We start from the raw sequence: 20,539 nt of genomic DNA, 5'->3' as shown, positions 1-20,539 counted from the left end.
CACCTAAATTTACATTTCACTTATTGACGAGCTAGCCACTCGTTTAGAGCGTCCCGAATATCACGCGACACGCCTTCAATCGTCTGTTCTGCGTTAATGATAACGATGGAAGGATCGGCATGAGCAATCTCCAAATAACGCTCACGTGTACGCTCGAAGAAACTAATATCCATCTTCTCTATACGATCTAACTCACCACGCCCACGTGCACGCTCAAGCCCAACACGAGGGTCAATATCCATATAGAGAGTGAGAGCAGGTTTAAAATCACCAAGCGTTGTATCCCGGAGATTTTTCATTAACGATGCGTCAATCTGACGGCCACCACCTTGATAAGCTTGCGACGACATATCGTGTCGGTCACCAACCACCCACTGACCGTTTTCCAAAGCTGGTTTGATCACGTTCTCAACCAACTGAACACGTGCAGCGTACAGAAGAAGCAACTCCGTCATGTCCTTAAGTTCTTCGCCTTCGTGCTCTTCTTTCACCAGAGCGCGCATTTTTTCTGCTAGCGGTGTGCCTCCTGGCTCACGGGTATTTACGATATCCTCAATACCGGCCGCTTTTAGCGTATCTAAAACGGTTTTAATCGCAGTGCTTTTACCCGCGCCTTCTAGGCCTTCAACGACAATAAAGTTTGCTTTCATCATTTGTTCTTTCTTAGTTCTCTTAAATAGGCACGAACAGCACGGTTGTGCTCAGCAAGGGATTTCGAGAATACATGTCCGCCCTTTCCACTTGCTACAAAATATAAATAGTTGCTGCTTTCTGGATTCAAAGCCGCTTCAATGGAAGCTTCACCAGCCATCGCAATCGGTGTTGGTGGCAAACCATTGATGGTATAGGTGTTATATGGTGTCGGCGTACGCAAATCTTTCTTACGAATGTTGCCATCGTAGGCGTCACCCATACCATAAATAACTGTCGGATCAGTTTGTAACCTCATACGTTTGTTCAATCGGTTGATAAACACAGAAGCGACGCGCTCACGCTCAGAATCAATAGCCGTCTCTTTCTCGATGATAGACGCGAGAATCAAGGCTTCATATTTATCCTGTAATGGCAGCTTTTCTTGACGAGCTTCCCAGCTAGCGTCCAGTATTTTCTTGAGTTTTCGATGCGCTCGTTTTAATAACTGGCTTTCACTCGCACCCGCTGTGTAATGGTAGGTTTCTGCTAAAAACAACCCTTCTAGCTTTTCTCTCTCAATTCCGAGCTTCGCAGCCATTTCTTTTTCTGAAAGATCGGTTAAATCATGCTTTAAATAAGGAGCACTTTTTAGTTGATCTACCCATTCAGAAAAGCGGCTGCCTTCAACAAAAGTGATCGCAAACTGGTATTCTTTTCCAGTATTCAGATCCTCCAATGTTTGCGAAAGTGACATACCAGGCTCAAGTTGGTAAGTACCCGCTCGCACTTGCAACAATTCTGGATATAAGTGAGGAATTAAACGGATATACTCCGATGTTTCAATCACCTCATCTTCAACTAAGGCGCGCATGACATGATGAAAGCTTGTACCACTTTCTACAGTAAACAGCTGAGGTTGTTCCAATAGAATAGGCTTTTCAACGTATTGTTTAGCCTGTGAAATTATATAAAAAACAGCTGCTGCGCCTATCACTGCAATCAGCACAACAAAAGCCAACAGTTTTTTAATCACGTAGTTAAATTCCCTTGCAGTCGTTGAGTCAATTTTCCTATCGGAAATATAGTCTTAGAGTTCGATGTCACTATGCTGCGAATAGGTGCGACACCTAATATTGAGTTACACATGAAAGCCTCGTCAGCACTCAGAAAATCTGGAAGTATAAAACGCCCCTCGATGACTTCAATATGACTTACTTTAAGTAACTCAAGCACCTTACGACGCATTACGCCCGTAACGCCTGATAAGGTCAGCTCCGGCGTAAATACTTTATTACCTTTAACCCAAAAAAGGTTGGCCATTGTAGTTTCAATGACATGGTTTTGCACATTTAACGTTATTGCATCTGCAAACTCTGTATTGTCGATTTCAGCCTTGGCGAGAATCTGCTCTAAACGGTTGTTGTGCTTATGTCCAGCAAGTAAAGGTTGAATCCCTAGACGAGTATTACAAACGCCCAAGTCCACACCTTGTTCTTGCCAAGATGAATAATGAGAAGGAAACGCAAAATTGGAAATCGTCACGATAGGGCCTTCAATCCCATTAGGGCTATACCCTCGCCCGCCAATACCGCGGCTAACGTGAATCTTCACCCCCGCTCGTGCGTCAGATAAAACCGCTTTGCTTGCCCAATCATGCACAACTTTCCAGTCAGGTGAAGAGATCTTCAAAGCGTCAAGGCAAGCACTCATGCGCTCAGTATGTTCTTGCCAGTAAACCAACTCTCCATTTTGGGTCAGGATGGTGGTAAAGCCTCCATCACCGTATTGGAATGAGCGATCACCTAGCTCTACATGCGTTTGCGGAACTCCATTTACCCAAAACATTCACGTACCTTCAAATTAGCAGACAACAAATAAAACAAAACGGCTCAATGCTAAGCATCGAGCCGTTAGAATACAAGTTTCGCTTATCTAAATTAGGTTAGATAGTGTTACTCAGCGAACTTCTTGAAGATCAAAGAACCGTTTGTACCACCAAAGCCAAACGAGTTACAGATAGCGTACTCCATACCTTCAACTTTGCGCGCTGTATGCGGCACAAGGTCGATGTCTAGACCTTCTTCTGGATCATCAAGGTTAATGGTTGGCGGAACAATTTGGTCAACCAAAGACATAACCGTGATAATTGCTTCAACAGAGCCAGCAGCACCTAATAGGTGACCCGTCATCGACTTAGTTGAAGACACAAGAACTTGCTTCGCACCTTCTTCACCAAGAGCACGTTTCACGCCCTTGATTTCTGCAACATCACCAGCAGGAGTAGAAGTACCGTGAGCATTCACATAACCTACTTGAGTACCTGTGATGTTAGCGTCACGCATCGCCGCTTCCATCGCAAGTGCACCACCAGAGCCGTCTTCGCTTGGAGATGTCATGTGGTAAGCATCACCAGACATACCAAAACCAACCAGTTCTGCGTAAATCTTCGCGCCACGTGCTTTTGCGTGTTCGTACTCTTCAAGCACCATCATGCCAGCACCATCACCTAGAACAAAACCATCACGGCCTTTATCCCATGGGCGAGACGCTTTTTGAGGCTCTTCATTACGAGTAGATAGTGCTTTAGCTGCACCGAAGCCAGCCATGCCAAGAGGCGTAGAAGCTTTTTCTGCACCACCAGCAACCATCGCATCTGCATCGCCGTAGGCAATCATACGTGCTGCATGGCCGATATTATGCAGGCCAGTAGTACATGCGGTAGAAATCGCGATATTTGGACCACGAAGACCACGCATGATAGATAGGTTACCTGCAACCATGTTTACAATGGTCGAAGGAACAAAAAATGGGCTAACTTTGCGAGGGCCTTTGTCTACTAATGCAGTATGGCCAGTTTCGATAAGGTCAAGACCGCCAATGCCTGAGCCGATAGCAACACCAACTCGAGCCGCATTTTCTTCGGTAATTTGTAAGCCAGAGTTATCAAGAGCTTGAATACCCGCTGCAATGCCGTACTGGATGAAAAGGTCCATCTTACGAGCATCTTTTTTAGACATGTACTCTGTGCAATCGAAATCTTTAACAAGACCTGCAAAACGAGTTGAGAAGTTCGTAGTATCAAAGTGCTCGATATTTACGATACCACTTTGACCTTCTAGCAGGGCTTTCCAAGATGATTCTACTGTGTTGCCTACCGGTGACAACATACCCATGCCAGTGACAACTACACGACGCTTGGACACGATATAATTCTCCGGGAATTGAATATTTCTATGAGAGGATAGAAGAAGTTAGAAAGAACACAGGCGGTCTAGGAGACCGCCTGGGAGAGCTAATTACTGAGCGCTGTTTACGTAGTCGATTGCAGCTTGAACAGTAGTGATCTTCTCAGCTTCTTCGTCAGGAATCTCAGTGTCGAATTCCTCTTCTAGAGCCATAACTAGTTCTACAGTGTCTAGAGAATCAGCACCTAGATCGTCAACGAAAGAAGCTTCGTTTTTAACTTCTGCTTCGTCTACACCTAGCTGTTCAACAATGATTTTCTTTACGCGTTCTTCGATGTTGCTCATTTTTCTTTTCCTTTACAGATTTCGCCTAATGCGATGATTCCGTAGTTTATTCGAACTATTGAAAGTTGCAAGGGGGTCCTTGCTGGTCAAACCACAAAATTAGCGAATTTAACCGAATTTCAATACATTTTTGACTTAAATCATGCACAAATCTTGCGCATAAGCATGACAAGTTCATGACAGTTAACTGCAACTATAGGCTATTTTTCACAATGTAAAATAGCTTATTTTGCATAAACTGTCGCATTAAACCATGTACATGCCACCATTTACATGCAAAGTTTCACCAGTAATGTACGCTGCTTCAGGAGAAGCAAGGAAAACTACTGCTGATGCAATTTCACGTGGGTCACCTAAACGACCTGCTGGCACGTTCGACAATGTTGCCGCACGTTGGTCATCATTTAGTGCCTTAGTCATGTCAGTTTCGATGAAACCAGGAGCAACAGTGTTCACTGTTACACCACGAGACGCAACTTCACGAGCCATTGATTTAGTAAAACCAATCACGCCCGCTTTCGCTGCTGCGTAGTTAGTTTGACCAGCATTACCCATGGTACCAACAACAGAGCCTACGTTGATGATACGACCCGCACGTTTTTTCATCATACCGCGTAAAACCGCTTTAGACATGCGGTAGATTGGCGTTAGGTTGGTATCGATGATGTCGTTCCACTCATCATCTTTCATGCGCATCAATAGGTTGTCACGAGTAATACCAGCGTTATTCACCAGAATATCGATCACACCAAATTCTTCGTTGATCGTTTTTAATGTCGCTTCGATAGACTCGACATCAGTCACGTTAAGCGCTAAGCCTTTACCGTTATTACCAAGATACTCGCTGATAGCAGCCGCACCACTTTCAGAAGTAGCAGTACCGATAACCGTAGCACCTCGCTCGACAAGAAGTTCCGCGATCGCGCGGCCAATACCACGGCTTGCGCCGGTAACTAGCGCGATCTTACCTTCTAGATTCATCATGTTGTGTTTCCTTTTCTTATCGCAAATTTATCGCTTGATGGATTACTTCGCAGCGTCTAGCGATGCGATATCATTCACTGCGGCTGCAGTTAGCGTTTTCACGATACGTTTTGTTAGACCTGTTAAAACTTTACCAGGACCAAGCTCAAGAAGATTTTCTACGCCTTGTTCGTGCATCAGTTCAACTGTCTCAGTCCAACGAACTGGGCTATGTAGCTGACGAACAAGCGCATCTTTGATTTTTGCAGGATCTGTCTCAGCAACCACATCAACGTTGTTGATAACTGGCAGCTGTGGTGAGTTAAATTCGATAGACTCGAGAGCTACAGCAAGTTTTTCCGCTGCTGGCTTCATAAGTGCACAGTGTGAAGGTACTGAAACAGGAAGAGGAAGCGCACGCTTCGCACCAGCTTCTTTACATAGCGCACCAGCTCGCTCTACTGCGTCTTTGCTACCAGCGATAACGACTTGACCAGGCGAGTTAAAGTTTACTGGAGAGACCACTTCGCCTTGCGCTGCGTCTTCACACGCTTTTGCAATCGCATCATCAGCCAAACCGATAATCGCGTACATTGCGCCAGTACCAGCTGGTACTGCTTCTTGCATAAGTTGACCACGTAATTCAACCAGCTTGATGGCTTCTTTAAAGTCAATAACACCCGCACATACAAGTGCTGAGTACTCACCTAGGCTGTGACCGGCTAGGTTTGCTGGTTGCTCTAAGCCAAGTTCCTGCCATACACGCCAGATTGCAACAGATGAAGCTAGCAAAGCTGGTTGAGTACGGAAAGTCTCGTTTAAATCTTCTGCAGGTCCATTTTGAACAAGCGCCCATAGATCGTAACCTAGTGCGTCAGATGCTTCTGCAAATGTTTGTTTTACTACGTCATATTGTTCGCCTAGTTCTGCAAGCATACCTACAGCTTGAGAACCTTGACCTGGAAATACGATAGCAAACTTGCTCATGTTGTTTTCCTTTAAGCAAAGTAAAAAGAAATAAGATGCACCAAGTGCACCTTAAATTTTGAATTCTTGTGAAACTTAGAACTTCACAAGGGCCGAGCCCCAAGTGAATCCGCCGCCAAACGCTTCAAGAAGCAGAGTTTGACCGCGTTTAATACGACCATCACGTACCGCTTCATCTAGTGCTGTTGGCACCGTCGCAGCTGATGTGTTGCCGTGTTTATCAAGTGTAATCACGACTTGGTCTAGTGACATCGAAAGTTTCTTCGCTGTCGCTGAAATAATGCGGTAGTTCGCTTGGTGCGGCACTAGCCAGTCTAGTTCAGACTTATGCATGTTGTTGGCTTCAAGCGTATCTTTTACTAGTTTCGATAGCTGAGTGACAGCGACTTTGAATACTTCGTTCCCAGCCATATGAAGCCATTTATCCGCATCTTGCCCCCGCACAGGTACAGGTAGGCTTAGAAGCTCTCCGAATTGACCATCCGAGTATATGTGGGTAGAGATAATGCCAGGCTCTTGGCTAGCGCCTACGACAACGGCTCCGGCACCATCACCAAATAGGATAATGGTTGAACGGTCTGTCGGATCACACGTTTTAGACAAAGCATCTGAACCAATCACAAGTACGTTTTTGCACATACCAGATTTGATATGTTGGTCTGCAACAGATAATGCGTACACAAAACCAGAACAAGCAGCGGCTAAGTCAAAAGCTGGACAACCTTTAATGCCAAGCTTTGCCTGCACCTGACACGCAGATGAAGGGAAAGTATGGCTACTGCTCGTTGTGGCTACGATAATCAGGTCGATATCGTTTTTATCAATACCCGCCATATCGATAGCGTTTTCAGCTGCGTAGAATGCCATGTCTGCTACAGTCTCGTTTTCTGCAGCAATTCGACGCTCTTTAATACCCGTGCGAGCAACGATCCACTCATCACTTGTATCTACCATTTTCTCTAGATCTGCGTTTGTACGCACCTGAGATGGCAGGTAGCTGCCAGTACCTAAAATTTTGCTATACATGAAGACTAATAATGCCTCTCGAGTAAAACCGCTTCCAAACGATCGCTAATACGGCTTGGTACTTGTCGTTTGACCTCGTGTACTGCCTCGCCAAGTGCATTGACAATCGCAGATACATCCGCACTTCCATGGCTTTTTATGACAATGCCGCGCAATCCTAGCAAACTTGCGCCGTTATACTGGTCGGGGTTCAGTGTTTTTAGTTCATTAAACAGCCTAGAAAACAACTTTCTAGCTATCCAACCCTTTATCGTTGATGCCATTATGCTGGTTTTAATTTTTTCGATAAAAAGTTGAGCTGTTCCCTCACTGGCTTTTAAGCATACGTTGCCGACAAATCCATCACAAACAATGACGTCAGCAACATCATGCAAAATTTGATTACCTTCAATATAACCGACAAAGTTAATCGCATCGGTCTGAGAAAGCATTTCTGCGCAACGTTTGACTAAATCGTTACCTTTAATCTCTTCTGCGCCAATATTGAGTACAGCAACGCGAGGAGGACGACCCAAGTGTTCTTCAGCTAATGCACTGCCCATTACAGCAAATTGGAACAAGCTATCAGCATCGCACGATACATTCGCCCCCAGATCTAGCATCCAAGTGCGCTTTCCGGTAATCGTCGGTAAAGCGGAAACTAAAGCAGGACGTTCAATGCCAGGAAGTAACTTAAGAATGAAACGCGATAGTGCCATTAATGCACCGGTGTTGCCACCACTAACACAAGCATCCGCTTTCTGCTCAGAAACCAAATCGATAGCCATACGCATAGAACTATTTTGGCTATTACGCAACGCCAATGAAGGTTTTTCTGAGTTCGAGATAACTTTCTCGCTGTGAAGAATAGTCAAGCGGGAACTGGTCGAGGTACCGAGTTGAGATAATTGAGACGTGATCAGAGATTGATCACCAATAAGAATCACTTTTAGCTCTGGGAAATGAGACAGTGCCTGCACGGCGGCAGGCACTGTTACGCGTGGACCGAAATCCCCGCCCATTGCATCAAGTGCAACGGTAATACTTTGCAAAGGTTCAACCTTACTTGTTGATAACCTTTTGACCACGGTAGTAACCTTCAGCAGTTACGTTGTGGCGTAGGTGAGTTTCACCAGAAGTCGCGTCTACAGATAGAGCAGCTGTAGTTAGCGCATCGTGTGAACGACGCATACCGCGCTTAGAACGAGTTTTACGGTTTTTCTGTACGGCCATTGACCCTACTCCTATACTATTGGGTTAAAAACCTGAAGAAGAATCGGCTACCACACCTATTACTTTTTCAGACTTTTCAAAACGTCGAATGGATTCGGTTTTTCTTCCTCAATTTCTTCAGGAATCTCACCAAAAACCATGTTATTTGAATCAACGCTACAATCCGCTTCATCGTGCATCGCAATTTGAGGTAATGCTAAGATGAACTCGTCTTCAACAAGTTGTATGAGGTCTAATTCACCATATTCATTTAGATCTACCAAATCATAAATTTCTGGTGCTTCCTGTTCTGTTTTCTCACCGTAGTAAGGAGTAGAAAGGAATTCAACTTCGCACTCATGTGCGAATACCTCATTACAACGCTGACACTCTAAATCGACTTCGATGTTAGCTTTACCAGAGATAACAACGAGTCGCTGTTCATCCATCCCAAATGACAATGAGACTTCTGCGTCGCGTTTTACGCCTTCAGTTGTTTCCACTAAGCGCTTGAAAAGACTAGCTTGGATGATGCCATCGTAATCCAATCGTTTCTGTGCAGCTTTAGCTGGGTCAACCGTTCGCGGTATTTTTACCTTTTGCATAGGGCGCGAATATTATCTTCCAAATCAAAATTAGTCAAAGAAAAAGGCAAAAAAGTTGTACTTTTTTGCGCTTAACATACAGAGCATTAGCCAGAATCATTTTTGATCGATTATCCTATTGGAAATGCTCCCACGAATTGTAATTCAAAATGAAAAATTACCAACTGGTTTTAGCCTCAACTTCCCCTTTTCGTAAACAACTGCTTGAAAAGCTCTCACTACCATTCGTTTGTTTATCACCTGATTGCGATGAAACACCTTTTGACCAAGAAACGCCAACTGAACTTGTGCAGAGACTGGCCCAAGAGAAAGCAATATCTTGCCAGACGGATAAAGCAAGTTTAGTTATCGGCAGTGACCAAGTTTGTGTCATTAATGGTGAAATCGTTGGCAAGCCTTTAAATAGAGATAACGCGATAAATCAACTTTTGGCTCAAAGTGGAAAAGTCATCACTTTCTATACTGGTCTTGCGGTACATAACACCGTCACAAACCATACAGAAGTCGGCTTTGATTCTTTCGAGGTGCACTTTAGAGATTTAACGCTTGAACAAATCAAACGCTACGTCGACAGGGAAGAACCTTTTTACTGCGCAGGCAGCTTTAAAAGCGAAGGCATGGGAATTTGCTTGTTTACGAAATTAGTTGGTAAAGACCCGAACACACTTGTCGGACTACCATTGATTGATTTGATTGATATGTTGCATGTTCAAGGACTCGATGTCCTTTAACCCAAATACGATAAAAGGGAGCCACAGGCTCCCTTTTGCATCCGCGAGGAAAACATGGTTACGCGTTTCTTAAACCCGCCAACACTTTTTCTAGTTTCGGTTCCATCGGTGCGTTGATTTCCATCCACTCATCATTTGATGGGTGTTGGAACTTGATGTTTGCCGCGTGTAGGAACAAACGATCTAAACCAACTTGACCTGTGTAAGCGTCAAAGCGACGATCACCGTAGCGATCATCCCAAGCGATTGGGTGACCAGTGTATTGCGTATGAACTCGGATTTGGTGAGTTCGACCAGTAATCGGACTCGCCTGAATCAATGTAGCTTGTTCGAACTTTTCCAAAATCTTAAAACGCGTTTCTGACGGCTTACCATTAGGGTTAACACGAACAATACTGTTCACTTCGTTTTTGAGCAGTGGCGCGTTCACAACCTTACAACTGCTTTTCCATTGCCCCATGACAAGAGCTAAGTAAAACTTCTTTACTGTCTTTTCACGAAACTGGGCTTGCAAGTGACGAAGTGCAGAACGCTTCTTAGCAACCAGCAAAATCCCTGAAGTATCACGGTCAATACGATGCACAAGTTCAAGAAAGCGAGCTTGAGGACGCAGAGCCCTAAGCGCTTCAATCGCACCAAACTTTAAACCACTGCCACCATGCACAGCGGTGCCAGATGGTTTGTTTAGAATCAACATATGATCATCTTCGAAGATAATCATATTTTCCAACTCAGCGACTTTGTTAAGTTTCGTACTTGGTGCGACATCGTCATCTTTTTTCTCGACGGTCACCGGTGGAATACGAACGAGATCGCCTGCTTTTAACTTGTACTCTGCTTTTATACGCTTTTTATTTACGCGCACTTCGCCCTTACGCACAATTCGGTAAATCATGCTTTTAGGAATGTCTTTTAATTGGTTGCGCAAAAAATTATCAATGCGCTGACCCGCCATATCTTCGTCGATATCGACGAACTGGACTTTTGTTCTTATTTCGTTCATGGGCGGTATTGTAAACTCAATTTCGTGCGACTTCACATTATTCTTGTCGTAAAAGAAACACTCCGTGGCACATACTGGTCTAAATTTCGCCAAGCTTTTGTTTAAATTATTAAAACTCTCAATCAAGTTCTCAATTTGTTTTCTGTCTTGAACAGTTTGCACATCTCAATTGCTTATGAAACAGCCAGTTATAAAATAGAAATTTTGAGTTTAGCGGCAAATTTTCTATCGTTTGCGTGAAAGCAGATTGCTGATAGCCACGCGCACTGCTATAGTTCACAGCTGCTAAGGAAGGTTTGGTTACATTTTATTCATTACCAATCATTTATCCTCAAGCAATGTGAGTAGATCGTTGAAGGTCGAGTGCAGCATTGGCGTGAGACACATCGAATTCAACACTCTTGCCACCCTACTCCTCGCATATTCACGTTGAGTACCTACCGCCCAAATAGCGGGTCACAAGTCTACGTTTCCAACAGAAACCACAAGAGGCTTGTGATGACTGAAGTGCCCGAGAGCATCCCCTTCCAGCCGGGAGGCTGCAAAATACAAGCCATGGGATCAGGCACCGTGAAAGAGCGAAAAAACAGTGGCAAGTCGACAAGAAAGATATAAAAGAAAAGACAACGAGAATTTTCAATGAAAAGAATGTTAATTAACGCAACTCAAAAAGAAGAGTTGCGTGTCGCTCTGGTTGATGGCCAGCGACTTTTCGATCTTGATATCGAGAGTCCAGGACATGAATCTAAAAAAGCGAATATCTACAAAGGGCGTATCACACGTATCGAACCAAGCTTAGAAGCCGCATTTGTTGATTACGGCGCCGAGCGTCACGGTTTCCTCCCTCTCAAAGAAATTGCCCGCGAATATTTCCCTGAAGGTTACACCTACCAAGGTCGTCCAAGCATCAAAGAAGTGCTAACGGAAGGCCAAGAAGTTATCGTTCAAGTGGAAAAAGAAGAACGTGGAAGCAAGGGAGCTGCTCTTACTACTTTCATTTCTCTTGCTGGTAGTTACCTTGTTCTGATGCCTAACAACCCTCGTGCTGGCGGTATTTCTCGTCGAATCGAAGGTGACGAGCGTACTCAACTAAAAGCCGCATTAAGTACTTTGGAACTGCCTCAGGGCATGGGCCTAATCGTACGTACTGCTGGCGTTGGCAAGAGTGCTGAAGAACTTGAGTGGGATTTGAATGTACTACTTAACCACTGGGGTGCAATCAAAGGTGCAGCGGACTCTAACCCTGCTCCATTCTTAATCCACCAAGAAAGTAACGTTATCGTTCGTGCAATCCGTGACTATTTGCGTCGTGATATTGGCGAAATCTTAATTGATAGCAACACCATCTACGAACGTGCAAAAGAGCACATTCAATTGGTGCGCCCTGATTTCCTTAACCGCGTTAAGAAATATGAAGGCGAAGTTCCACTATTCAGCCACTACCAAATCGAAAGCCAAATTGAATCGGCTTTCCAACGTGAAGTGCGTCTGCCATCTGGCGGTTCTATTGTTATTGACCCGACTGAGGCACTAACGTCTATCGATATCAACTCTGCTCGTGCAACCAAGGGCGGTGATATTGAAGAAACAGCCCTAAACACGAACCTAGAAGCAGCCGACGAAATTGCTCGCCAGTTACGTCTACGTGACTTGGGTGGCTTAGTGGTTATCGACTTTATCGATATGACACCTGTTCGCCACCAACGAGAAGTAGAAAACCGTCTACGTGAAGCCGTTCGTCTTGATCGCGCTCGTGTACAAATCGGTCGTATTTCTCGCTTTGGTTTGTTGGAGATGTCACGCCAGCGCTTGAGCCCTTCTCTTGCAGAAGCAAGCCATCACATCTGTCCTCGCTGTAGCGGAACTGGTGTCGTTCGCGACAACGAATCTCTAGCACTTTCTGTACTTCGTTTAATTGAAGAGGAAGCGCTAAAAGACAACACAGCACAAGTACTTGCAGTCGTACCTGTGCCAATCGCCTCTTACTTATTGAACGAAAAACGTCGTTCAGTAAACCATATCGAACGCATTCAAGAAGTGAAAATTACGGTTGTTCCTAACTCTGATATGGAAACACCGCACTTTGAAGTTATCCGTGTTCGTGAAGGCGAAGAGTTCGATCTGATTTCTTACTTACTTCCTAAGAAACTGGAAGCAATGAAAGAAGCAGAAGGTAAAGAGCCAGCGGAAGTTGACGTAAAACCAAAACGAATTGAAGAGCCAGTTCTTAAAGGCTTTGCTGCTCCGTCTCAAACCGCACCTGCACCAGCAGCTAAACCAGCTCCTGAGGCGAAGAAGAAAGAACAAAACGTTGAACAAGAAGAGAAACCTGGATTGTTCAGCCGTCTGTTTAAAGCACTTGGTAGCTTCCTATTCGGTGGTTCTGAAGAAACAAAAGAAGAACAGAAACCTCAGGAAGAGAAAAAACCAAATCGCGATAATCGACGTAACAAACGTGATCGCAACGATCGTCGTCGCAATAACAACCAGCGTGATAATCGTGATAACCGCGACAATCGCGATAACCGACGTCGTCGTAAGCCTCGTGATGAGCAGGCTAATGAGCAAAACGAAGCTCAACAACAAACAAATAAACCGCAAAACCGTAACCAAAAGCGTAAACCTAAAGCTCAACAGGCAGATAAAGCCCAAGAGCAGAAAGCAAACGCAAAAGTAGCGGAAAAAGGTCTGCAGCTAGCAGCGGAAGCTCGTACTGAAACAAAACCAGAAGAGAGCAAACCGAAGCAGCAAAATGCGAAAGCAGAAAAAGTGAAAGAGCGCCGCCAACGTCGCAAATTGAACAAGTCTGTACGCGTTAAGGACCAAGAAGCTATTGAGAAGAAAGCCGAAGAAACAGCGGTTAAGACTCAAGAAACGGTTGAAGCTAAAGTTGAAAAGCCAACAGAAGCAGCGGTAGAGGCACAGCAAGACAACAAGCAAGCAGAGTCTAAGCAACGTCGTAATCGTCGTTCGCCACGTCACCTGCGTGCAAGCGGCCAGCGTCGTCGCCGTGGCCGTGATCGCCGCCCTAACCCGTTCCGCCTACGTAAGGGAGGTGTCGCTTCTCCTGAAATGGCTATGGGTAAAGTAATGCCACGTTACATTCCGAAACCAGCACCTAAGAAGGAAGAGCGAGTTAAGGAAGAAGCTGTAGCAGCAGTACCTACAATCCAAGGTGGCTTTGCGTGTCCAGAAATGGCAATGGGTAAAGTGATTATTCGTCGCGAGCAACCTGTCGTAACAGATGCGCCAGTTGTTGAACACAAGGTTCAAGAAACCGTTGAAGCGAAAGTGGAAGCTCCAGTAGTAGAAGCACCTGTTGTTGAAACAGTAATCGCAGAAAAAGCTGAATCGGCAGTAGTAGAAACAGCATCGGTAGAGCCTATCGTTGAAACTCCTGTAACTGAACATGCTGAACCGGTTGATGCCATTGTAGAAACGGCACCTACTGAAGAGCCTATCGTTGAAGCAGCAAAAGAGATTGTAGCCGAAGCGCCAGTAGATAAACCAGAGCCTAAAGTCGAAGCCATTAAAGTTGCTGCTAAGCTAAACGCTAGCGCACCGATGACGAAAGCACCTGGCCCTCAAGAGCTACGCGAAATCACGGTTGCAGCAGCGCCGTTCAAAACCGAACGTTACCAAGCTAAAGGTGCAGGTAGCCAAGTGGCTAAAAACCGTGCATCGGCAGAGATGACAAAGCCTAACTTTAACTAGGCTAAATCATTACGTTCAACTGCTTAACGGCATAAATAAATTAAAGGCTACCATCTGGTAGCCTTTTTTATCTTCATATTTGCCCAATAAATTGTTCATATAAATACCAATTCGTGATCACATTTGTACGCCATTATTCGTATCATTCTTGAACTTAATCACACTTTTCGGTAGCATGCGCCGACTCAAGTTTTCGACACCATTCTGATGCTGCTCTTTTAATACTACGGTTTACACTGCAATGTTTGATTAAAAATCAACCTTCCAGTGGCTTGTGCAAATACGAATATGTGTCGGGTTTAACTCATTGCAAAGAGAACTTAAAAACAAACATGTTCGAATTTCCCCAATTTTCTAAGCACTCCGTAAAAAATGATGTGCTATCAGGCTTAACCGTTGCGCTAGCATTGGTTCCTGAAGCTGTCGCATTTGCGTTCGTCGCAGGCGTAGATCCGATGGTCGGTCTTTACGCTGCATTCATCGTTGGTCTTATTACTTCCATTTTCGGTGGTCGTCCTGGCATGATTTCTGGTGCAACAGGTGCCATGGCAGTCGTAATGGTTTCGCTTGTCGCGACTCACGGTGTCCAGTACCTATTCGCAGCCATCATGCTCGCTGGTATTCTTCAAATTGCCGCTGGTATGTTTAAATTGGGTAAGTTCATCCGTATCGTACCTCACCCTGTGATGATCGGTTTTGTGAACGGTCTGGCTATTGTTATCTTCCTAGCTCAGTTGGGTCAGTTTAAAGCGCCAGACATCAACGGCATGCTTACTTGGCTACCACAAGACCAGATGCTGCTAATGCTTGGTTTGGTTGCGCTGACTATGGCAATCATTCACTTTCTACCAAAAATCACAACAGCTGTACCCTCTTCACTTGTTGCGATCGTAACGGTGACGGCTTTAGTGGTTGGCTTGGATCTGGAAACTCGCACTGTTGTTGACTTCCTGCGTACAATGTCTGGTGATGAAGCTGCAACACTCGCAGGTTCACTACCAACCTTCTCTATTCCTGCGGTACCATTTACACTAGAGACACTACAAATCATTCTTCCATACGCGATCATTCTCGCGGCCATTGGTCTAATTGAATCTCTACTAACACTGACAGTTTTAGATGAGATGACGAATACTCGTGGTCAATCTAACCGCGAATGTATCGGTCAAGGTATGGCAAACATGACGTGTTCTGTGTTTGGCGCAATGGGTGGTTGTGCGATGATTGGTCAGTCGATGATCAACGTAAACTCAGGTGGTCGCGGCCGTCTATCTGGTATCGTTGCGGCTATCGCCCTATTGATGTTTATCTTATTCGCTTCTTCGTTAATTGAAATGATCCCACTCGCTGCTCTGGTTGGTGTGATGTTCATGGTTGTCATTGGTACATTCGAATGGGCAACATTTAAACTAGCGCGTCGCGTACCGAAGCAAGACTTCTTCGTTATTGTTCTTGTAACCGTTGTTACTGTTCTTACTGACCTAGCCGTTGCCGTAGCGGTTGGTGTTATTGTTTCTGCATTAATGTTTGCATGGCAACACGCTAAGCATATCTATGCCGACACGTGCTTAAACGAGGAAGGTTCAAAAGAGTACAAGATTCACGGTCCTATTTTCTTTGGTTCTGCCGCTAACTTCTTGGAGTTGTTTAACGCGCCTGAAGATCCAAAAGATGTGATTGTCGATTTTGCAGACTCTCGCGTGACGGATCACTCCGCAATTGAAGCGATTGAAACGCTAGCAGAGCGTTACAACTCTCAAGGTAAAACACTACACCTTCGCCACCTAAGTCCAGATTGCCGCAAGCTTTTAGATAAAGCGGGCAGCTTGGTTGAAATAAATGTGAAGGAAGACCCAAGCTACAAAGTGGCAACCGACATTTTAGCGGGTTAATACAAATAAAAAGGGATGGGCTCAGCTCATCCCTTTTCCTATTGTCTTCAAGCCCGGCGATTATAGCTTCTTCAAAATCTCCTCTGATGCCTCTTCGATTAAATCAAGCACCAGTTCAAAGCCATCTTCCCCACCATAATATGGGTCCGGCACTTCGTCGTAACCTGACTCAGAATGACTTAAAAATAACGATACTTTGTGTCGATACTTCAACGGACAAATATCCAATAAATCGGCCAAATTTGCTTTATCTGCGGCTAATATAAGGTCAAACTTTTCAAAGTCATCAATGGTGACTTGGCGCGCTTGCATTCCTTTAAAAGAATAACCTCGCTGCTTTCCTGCTGCCATCGCTCTTGAATCCGGTCGGTTTCCTGCGTGGTAGCCAATTGTACCTGCCGAATCAACCTCTACTTCAACGCCTAGCTTTTGAGCTTTCGCTCTTAACACTGCCTCTCCAGTTGGTGACCGACAAATGTTTCCCATACAAACAACAAGTATTTTCTTCATTTTATTCCCTGAATTATCGGTGGTTTTTCTTCACGATATGTTGGTCTATCATAGCGAGATAAATCAATGAACCCAAATTAGCTTGGGCACAGCACGAAAAGGAATTGAGGAAGTATTATGTCTATCGAAGAAAATAAAGAAGCACGCCATAAAGCTCGCCAACAAAAAGTCAAAGAACAGGTAGACGCAAAAATCGCTGCTGCTCAAGAGGAAAAAGGTCTGCTACTGATCATTACCGGAAATGGTAAAGGTAAATCGACATCAGGATTCGGTACGATCGCACGCGCAGTGGGTCATGGTTTGAATTGTGCTGTCGCGCAGTTTATTAAAGGTACTTGGGACAACGGTGAGCGCAACCTACTTGAGAAACTCGGCGTTGAATTCCAAGTAATGGCAACCGGCTTTACGTGGGAAACTCAAAACAAAGCCGCTGATACCGAAGCAGCGCAAGGCGTATGGCAAGAATGTAAGCGCATGCTGCAAGACGACTCTATCGATGTCATCTTATTTGACGAGCTAACTTATATGGTGAGCTACGGCTACATCGACTTAGACGAAGTGGTCGAAGCACTGAGCAACAGACCTAAAATGCAGTCGGTTATTATTACTGGGCGTGGCGCACATCGAACCCTGATTGAAATGGCCGATACCGTTTCTGAAGTGAAAAATGTAAAGCACGCATTTGAATCTGGCGTAAAAGCCCTCAAAGGCGTCGATTGGTAACACTCGCAGAGTAATTTAAAAAGGGTTGGCAAAATGCCAACCCTTTTGGTTTTCACGCACGGTTAGTTGAAAAGATTCTTCAATAAACCATCGACCGCATCTTTGGTTTTCTCGTCTTTGATTTTGTCCGTTAGCTTCTCCACGCCACGATCGATTTCTTTTTGAGCTTTCTGCTTCAGAACATCATCGAATACGAGCTTGAATTTAGGATCTGCCCACTTACCAGACACATTGATTGGAATCGTGATGTCTTTCAGCTCATCTATATCTTTACCGCCCTGGCCTTCTAGGCTGCCTACAACTGACGTGCTGATAGTAAAGTCGACTGTTTCATTGATGTAGTTTGCGGTACCTTTACCACGAACACGTAACAATGGAGACTGAGCTTGCATATTATCCGTTGATACAACACCTTTGTTGAGTTTCAATGTCGCCGTCATCGCACTGAAGTCTGTTTTCTTAGCTTCATTGGTGCCTTCAACTTTTTGCCCTTTAAATTTCGCATAGTTTTCACGAATCAACTGAGCAACGTTGATGCCATTCACCGCACCGTCAGCAAAATTGATAACAACCGTACCAGATAGATTCTTCTTGATACCGGTAGGCGTGAGACTCTTACCTGTAACATTCACATCAATGTTACCTGTCCCTTCAAGTTTGTCGTTTTCAGCAACGTCTATAAGTAGCGGTTGAACTTTCACGCCTTTGATTGACTTTTTAACACTGTAAGTCGCTGGTGATTGGCGTGCATCTAACTTCGCTGTCGCTGAGATTGAGCCTTGGTACAACTTCGAACTAAAAGATGTAAGCTCAAACACGCCACGATTTACAGTGAAGCTCGTTTTTACCGCTTCCATCTTCGCATTTGCCGCTTTGAATTTGTCGATGGTAATGTCACCCTTTACATCTAACGTTTTCAACGCAGACAAATCAGGCTCAACCTCAGGTCCAGCAGGAGCACTCTCGCCACCAGAAGCAGGCTTATTACCTTCGGCAGCTTGCTTATCTAACCCTAAAAACTCATCAAGATCGATATTGGGGCTATGGAGAGCAAAGCGTACTTTAGGAATATCACCGAGTGTCACATCTGCCTTACCATCTAGGGCGATAGCATTCGCTGTTAACTTCTCTAGAACAAAACTCAGATGGTTTTTCGTTAGGTCGAAAGACAGATCAGACACCATGTCGACTTTCATCGGGGACTGAGGTAAAGCATCACCCTCAAAAGTCGATTTAAGAGTTAACTTATCCAACTGTACTTTGCTGATAGCCTTGTCCACGCTAAGTTGACCAGCACCCTGCATATCTAACTTCATACCACCAGCGACACCCTTAATGGCATAAGTCAGGTTATTTACTTTATCGAATTCAAACGTGTCTAAACCGATCGTTGCCGATTCAATTTTATTGGCAGGGTCAGAGTATGTCGCATCAAAGTTGATGTTCTTTAGCGCGTAGTTTGCCAAACCTTTTTCTAGCTTAAAGTCGGCCTGACCTTTCGCTGTGAACTTTTGGTCGTTCATTTCGCCCTTCACGCCAAAATCAGCCGTTGTCCAGTTGTCAAAAGCGAATTCGGAAAGGTTTAATGAAATATCATAAAGTTTGGTGTAACTACCGGCTTGCTTATCCTGCATTTCTAATGAACCGTTAGAAACAGTAACGCCAGCAAGATTAATACTCCAATCAGAACCAGAAGTTTGCGTTTCACCATTTTGCGTAGGCGCAGCATTGCTCTCTTGTTCTGCTTGTTGTGTTTGGGCTTTCGTCAATGCATCAATATTCTTGCTGCCATCTTTCTTGGTTTCAATGTAGAACTCAGCACCATCAAGCGTGACGTTTCCAATTTCAAGCTGTTGACTAAAAAGTGGCATAACAGAGATGTCTACACCAACGGTATCAACTTTGAATAAATTGGGTTTACTAAAGCCTTGTGGATTTCGCAATTCTGTATGTCCCAACTCAAAGCCAATCGATGGGAAAAATTGCCAACTGATATCCCCTTCAATCACCAACTCTAATCCCGTTTGCTTTTGCGCTTGCTCAACAATAAGGGGTTTAAACTGATTCGGATTGACGAAGATGGTTAACGCTAAAATTGCGACCAAAATGACCACAATCGGTATTGCTAGAATTAAGAGCAGTTTCTTCATTTGTTTTTCCTTGCTCGAGTGTTTTTACAATTATAAGCGCAGACTCCATTTACCGCTGACAGTTCCACAAAAGCGTGAAAAGTGTCTGGTTTTAACCTGCAACTGACTAATTTAAAAACAAAAAAAGAAGTGGCACTTAAGGTGCCACTTCTTCTCTTAAAAATAAAGCGATATAGCCGTCTATAGGCTTAAGCTTTCAAAAGTCTTGCAATGTGAGCTTTTAATACATCAATTGCGATACGGTTTTTACCACCGCGAGGAACAATAATGTCCGCATATTGCTTAGAAGGTTCGATAAACTGCATGAACATCGGACGTACTGTTTGTTGGTATTGCTTAAGAACAGACTCCATAGTTCGGCCTCGTTCTTCCACATCACGCTTAACACGGCGAAGCAAGCAAATATCTAACGGTGTGTCCATAAATACTGTCGCATGCATCAAATCACGAAGACGAGGGTCTGTAAGAAGAAGGATACCTTCTAGAATGATCACCTTTTTAGGTGTCATTGTGGTGGTGTTAATTGTTCTTGTGTGCTCAGTGTAGCTGTACTCAGGCACTTCTACTGCTTCACCACGTACCAATTTTTCTAGGTGCTCACACAGTAGGTCGTGGTCCAACGCACTCGGGTGATCGTAGTTCGTCTTTACTCGCTCTTCCATGCTTAGGTGGCTTTGGTCGTTGTAGTAGCAATCTTCCGTGATGACACCGATTTGATGATCGCCTACTTTCGCGCGAAGCTCATTATAAATAGTGCTCGCGATCAGACTTTTTCCAGAAGCAGAAGCGCCAGCAATACCTACGATGACGCATTGATTATTATCAGACATTAGTTTGCACCCGATGATGATTTCTAGTCACATAAAAAGATAAACTGCCTG

At 44.5% G+C, this 20,539-nt stretch carries 19 protein-coding genes; 4 read left to right on the top strand and 15 right to left on the bottom strand.

Annotation, left to right across the window (positions count from 1 at the left end; genetic code table 11):
• Positions 1-20: 20 nt before the first annotated feature.
• From tmk to yceD, 11 genes are all read right to left on the bottom strand, one after another.
• A complete protein-coding gene (gene tmk / locus R7R24_RS09145) occupies positions 21-653 on the bottom strand; it encodes a dTMP kinase (protein ID WP_005387350.1) in 633 nt (210 codons plus the stop codon).
• Positions 650-1,666 carry an endolytic transglycosylase MltG gene (gene mltG / locus R7R24_RS09140; RefSeq protein WP_191116263.1) on the bottom strand — a complete coding sequence of 339 codons (1,017 nt, stop codon included), beginning with the start codon at positions 1,664-1,666 and terminating at the stop codon, positions 650-652. Before mltG ends, tmk begins: the two co-directional genes overlap by 4 nt.
• Positions 1,663-2,478, bottom strand: a complete 816-nt coding sequence (gene pabC, locus R7R24_RS09135) for an aminodeoxychorismate lyase (RefSeq protein WP_054577645.1) — start codon at positions 2,476-2,478, stop codon at positions 1,663-1,665. Before pabC ends, mltG begins: the two co-directional genes overlap by 4 nt.
• A 107-nt stretch (positions 2,479-2,585) precedes the next feature.
• A complete protein-coding gene (gene fabF, locus R7R24_RS09130) occupies positions 2,586-3,836 on the bottom strand; it encodes a beta-ketoacyl-ACP synthase II (protein ID WP_005372948.1) in 1,251 nt (416 codons plus the stop codon).
• Between the two features lie 93 nt (positions 3,837-3,929).
• Positions 3,930-4,163, bottom strand: coding sequence for an acyl carrier protein (gene acpP, locus R7R24_RS09125; RefSeq protein WP_004406112.1), 234 nt, complete (start codon positions 4,161-4,163; stop codon positions 3,930-3,932).
• Positions 4,164-4,409: 246 nt separating this feature from the next.
• A complete protein-coding gene (fabG, locus tag R7R24_RS09120; protein WP_054577711.1) occupies positions 4,410-5,144 on the bottom strand; it encodes a 3-oxoacyl-ACP reductase FabG in 735 nt (244 codons plus the stop codon).
• A gap of 45 nt (positions 5,145-5,189) precedes the next feature.
• Positions 5,190-6,113: an ACP S-malonyltransferase gene (gene fabD / locus R7R24_RS09115; RefSeq protein ID WP_005387313.1), complete on the bottom strand. Its 924-nt coding sequence runs from the start codon at positions 6,111-6,113 to the stop codon at positions 5,190-5,192.
• A gap of 75 nt (positions 6,114-6,188) precedes the next feature.
• The gene (locus tag R7R24_RS09110; RefSeq protein ID WP_017821385.1) at positions 6,189-7,139 is read right to left on the bottom strand and encodes a beta-ketoacyl-ACP synthase III; all 951 of its coding nucleotides are present in this window, start codon (positions 7,137-7,139) and stop codon (positions 6,189-6,191) included.
• Positions 7,140-7,144: 5 nt separating this feature from the next.
• Positions 7,145-8,170, bottom strand: a complete 1,026-nt coding sequence (gene plsX, locus R7R24_RS09105) for a phosphate acyltransferase PlsX (protein WP_017633846.1) — start codon at positions 8,168-8,170, stop codon at positions 7,145-7,147.
• Between the two features lie 10 nt (positions 8,171-8,180).
• On the bottom strand, positions 8,181-8,351 hold the full coding sequence (gene rpmF, locus R7R24_RS09100; protein WP_005396978.1) for a 50S ribosomal protein L32: 171 nt from the start codon (positions 8,349-8,351) through the stop codon (positions 8,181-8,183).
• A gap of 59 nt (positions 8,352-8,410) precedes the next feature.
• Positions 8,411-8,935 (bottom strand): 23S rRNA accumulation protein YceD, encoded by a 525-nt coding sequence (yceD, locus tag R7R24_RS09095; protein ID WP_005387307.1) that lies wholly within the window; start codon positions 8,933-8,935, stop codon positions 8,411-8,413.
• A gap of 149 nt (positions 8,936-9,084) precedes the next feature.
• On the opposite strand from yceD, the gene R7R24_RS09090 reads away from it, so the two are divergent.
• Positions 9,085-9,666, top strand: coding sequence for a Maf family protein (locus R7R24_RS09090; RefSeq protein WP_054577644.1), 582 nt, complete (start codon positions 9,085-9,087; stop codon positions 9,664-9,666).
• 58 nt (positions 9,667-9,724) lie between these two features.
• On the opposite strand, the gene rluC is transcribed toward R7R24_RS09090, so the two are convergent.
• Positions 9,725-10,669: a 23S rRNA pseudouridine(955/2504/2580) synthase RluC gene (rluC, locus tag R7R24_RS09085; protein ID WP_021033985.1), complete on the bottom strand. Its 945-nt coding sequence runs from the start codon at positions 10,667-10,669 to the stop codon at positions 9,725-9,727.
• A gap of 639 nt (positions 10,670-11,308) precedes the next feature.
• Between rluC and rne the strand changes: the two genes are divergently transcribed.
• Both rne and R7R24_RS09075 read left to right on the top strand, forming a co-directional pair.
• Positions 11,309-14,383 carry a ribonuclease E gene (gene rne / locus R7R24_RS09080; protein ID WP_042523100.1) on the top strand — a complete coding sequence of 1,025 codons (3,075 nt, stop codon included), beginning with the start codon at positions 11,309-11,311 and terminating at the stop codon, positions 14,381-14,383.
• 332 nt (positions 14,384-14,715) lie between these two features.
• Positions 14,716-16,275, top strand: a complete 1,560-nt coding sequence (locus tag R7R24_RS09075; protein WP_005396973.1) for a SulP family inorganic anion transporter — start codon at positions 14,716-14,718, stop codon at positions 16,273-16,275.
• Positions 16,276-16,335: 60 nt separating this feature from the next.
• Here R7R24_RS09075 and R7R24_RS09070 read toward each other — a convergent pair whose 3' ends face one another.
• Positions 16,336-16,785, bottom strand: a complete 450-nt coding sequence (locus R7R24_RS09070) for a low molecular weight protein-tyrosine-phosphatase (protein ID WP_054577643.1) — start codon at positions 16,783-16,785, stop codon at positions 16,336-16,338.
• A 117-nt stretch (positions 16,786-16,902) separates the two neighbouring features.
• Here R7R24_RS09070 and cobO point away from each other — a divergent pair, with 117 nt between their 5' ends.
• Positions 16,903-17,508, top strand: a complete 606-nt coding sequence (cobO, locus tag R7R24_RS09065) for a cob(I)yrinic acid a,c-diamide adenosyltransferase (RefSeq protein WP_005380837.1) — start codon at positions 16,903-16,905, stop codon at positions 17,506-17,508.
• A gap of 62 nt (positions 17,509-17,570) precedes the next feature.
• On the opposite strand, the gene R7R24_RS09060 is transcribed toward cobO, so the two are convergent.
• Positions 17,571-19,658, bottom strand: coding sequence for an AsmA family protein (locus R7R24_RS09060; protein WP_047103439.1), 2,088 nt, complete (start codon positions 19,656-19,658; stop codon positions 17,571-17,573).
• Positions 19,659-19,846: 188 nt separating this feature from the next.
• On the bottom strand, positions 19,847-20,488 hold the full coding sequence (gene udk / locus R7R24_RS09055; protein WP_005380833.1) for a uridine kinase: 642 nt from the start codon (positions 20,486-20,488) through the stop codon (positions 19,847-19,849).
• Between the last annotated feature and the right edge of the window lie 51 nt (positions 20,489-20,539).

The organism is Vibrio sp. 704 (assembly GCF_033339295.1).
Note: the sequence above shows the minus strand (reverse complement) of the source record. Positions and strands in the feature narration are given on the sequence as shown.

Bases quoted from the DNA above. Each gene is read 5' to 3' on its own strand.
- acpP (WP_004406112.1), bottom strand. From the start codon at position 4,163: ATGAGCAACATCGAAGAACGCGTAAAGAAAATCATTGTTGAACAGCTA.
- pabC (WP_054577645.1), bottom strand. From the start codon at position 2,478: ATGTTTTGGGTAAATGGAGTTCCGCAAACGCATGTAGAGCTAGGTGAT.
- yceD (WP_005387307.1), bottom strand. From the start codon at position 8,935: ATGCAAAAGGTAAAAATACCGCGAACGGTTGACCCAGCTAAAGCTGCA.
- R7R24_RS09110 (WP_017821385.1), bottom strand. From the start codon at position 7,139: ATGTATAGCAAAATTTTAGGTACTGGCAGCTACCTGCCATCTCAGGTG.
- R7R24_RS09090 (WP_054577644.1), top strand. From the start codon at position 9,085: ATGAAAAATTACCAACTGGTTTTAGCCTCAACTTCCCCTTTTCGTAAA.
- rne (WP_042523100.1), top strand. From the start codon at position 11,309: ATGAAAAGAATGTTAATTAACGCAACTCAAAAAGAAGAGTTGCGTGTC.
- rpmF (WP_005396978.1), bottom strand. From the start codon at position 8,351: ATGGCCGTACAGAAAAACCGTAAAACTCGTTCTAAGCGCGGTATGCGT.
- fabD (WP_005387313.1), bottom strand. From the start codon at position 6,113: ATGAGCAAGTTTGCTATCGTATTTCCAGGTCAAGGTTCTCAAGCTGTA.
- R7R24_RS09070 (WP_054577643.1), bottom strand. From the start codon at position 16,785: ATGAAGAAAATACTTGTTGTTTGTATGGGAAACATTTGTCGGTCACCA.
- cobO (WP_005380837.1), top strand. From the start codon at position 16,903: ATGTCTATCGAAGAAAATAAAGAAGCACGCCATAAAGCTCGCCAACAA.
- R7R24_RS09075 (WP_005396973.1), top strand. From the start codon at position 14,716: ATGTTCGAATTTCCCCAATTTTCTAAGCACTCCGTAAAAAATGATGTG.
- R7R24_RS09060 (WP_047103439.1), bottom strand. From the start codon at position 19,658: ATGAAGAAACTGCTCTTAATTCTAGCAATACCGATTGTGGTCATTTTG.
- udk (WP_005380833.1), bottom strand. From the start codon at position 20,488: ATGTCTGATAATAATCAATGCGTCATCGTAGGTATTGCTGGCGCTTCT.
- fabG (WP_054577711.1), bottom strand. From the start codon at position 5,144: ATGAATCTAGAAGGTAAGATCGCGCTAGTTACCGGCGCAAGCCGTGGT.
- rluC (WP_021033985.1), bottom strand. From the start codon at position 10,669: ATGAACGAAATAAGAACAAAAGTCCAGTTCGTCGATATCGACGAAGAT.
- tmk (WP_005387350.1), bottom strand. From the start codon at position 653: ATGATGAAAGCAAACTTTATTGTCGTTGAAGGCCTAGAAGGCGCGGGT.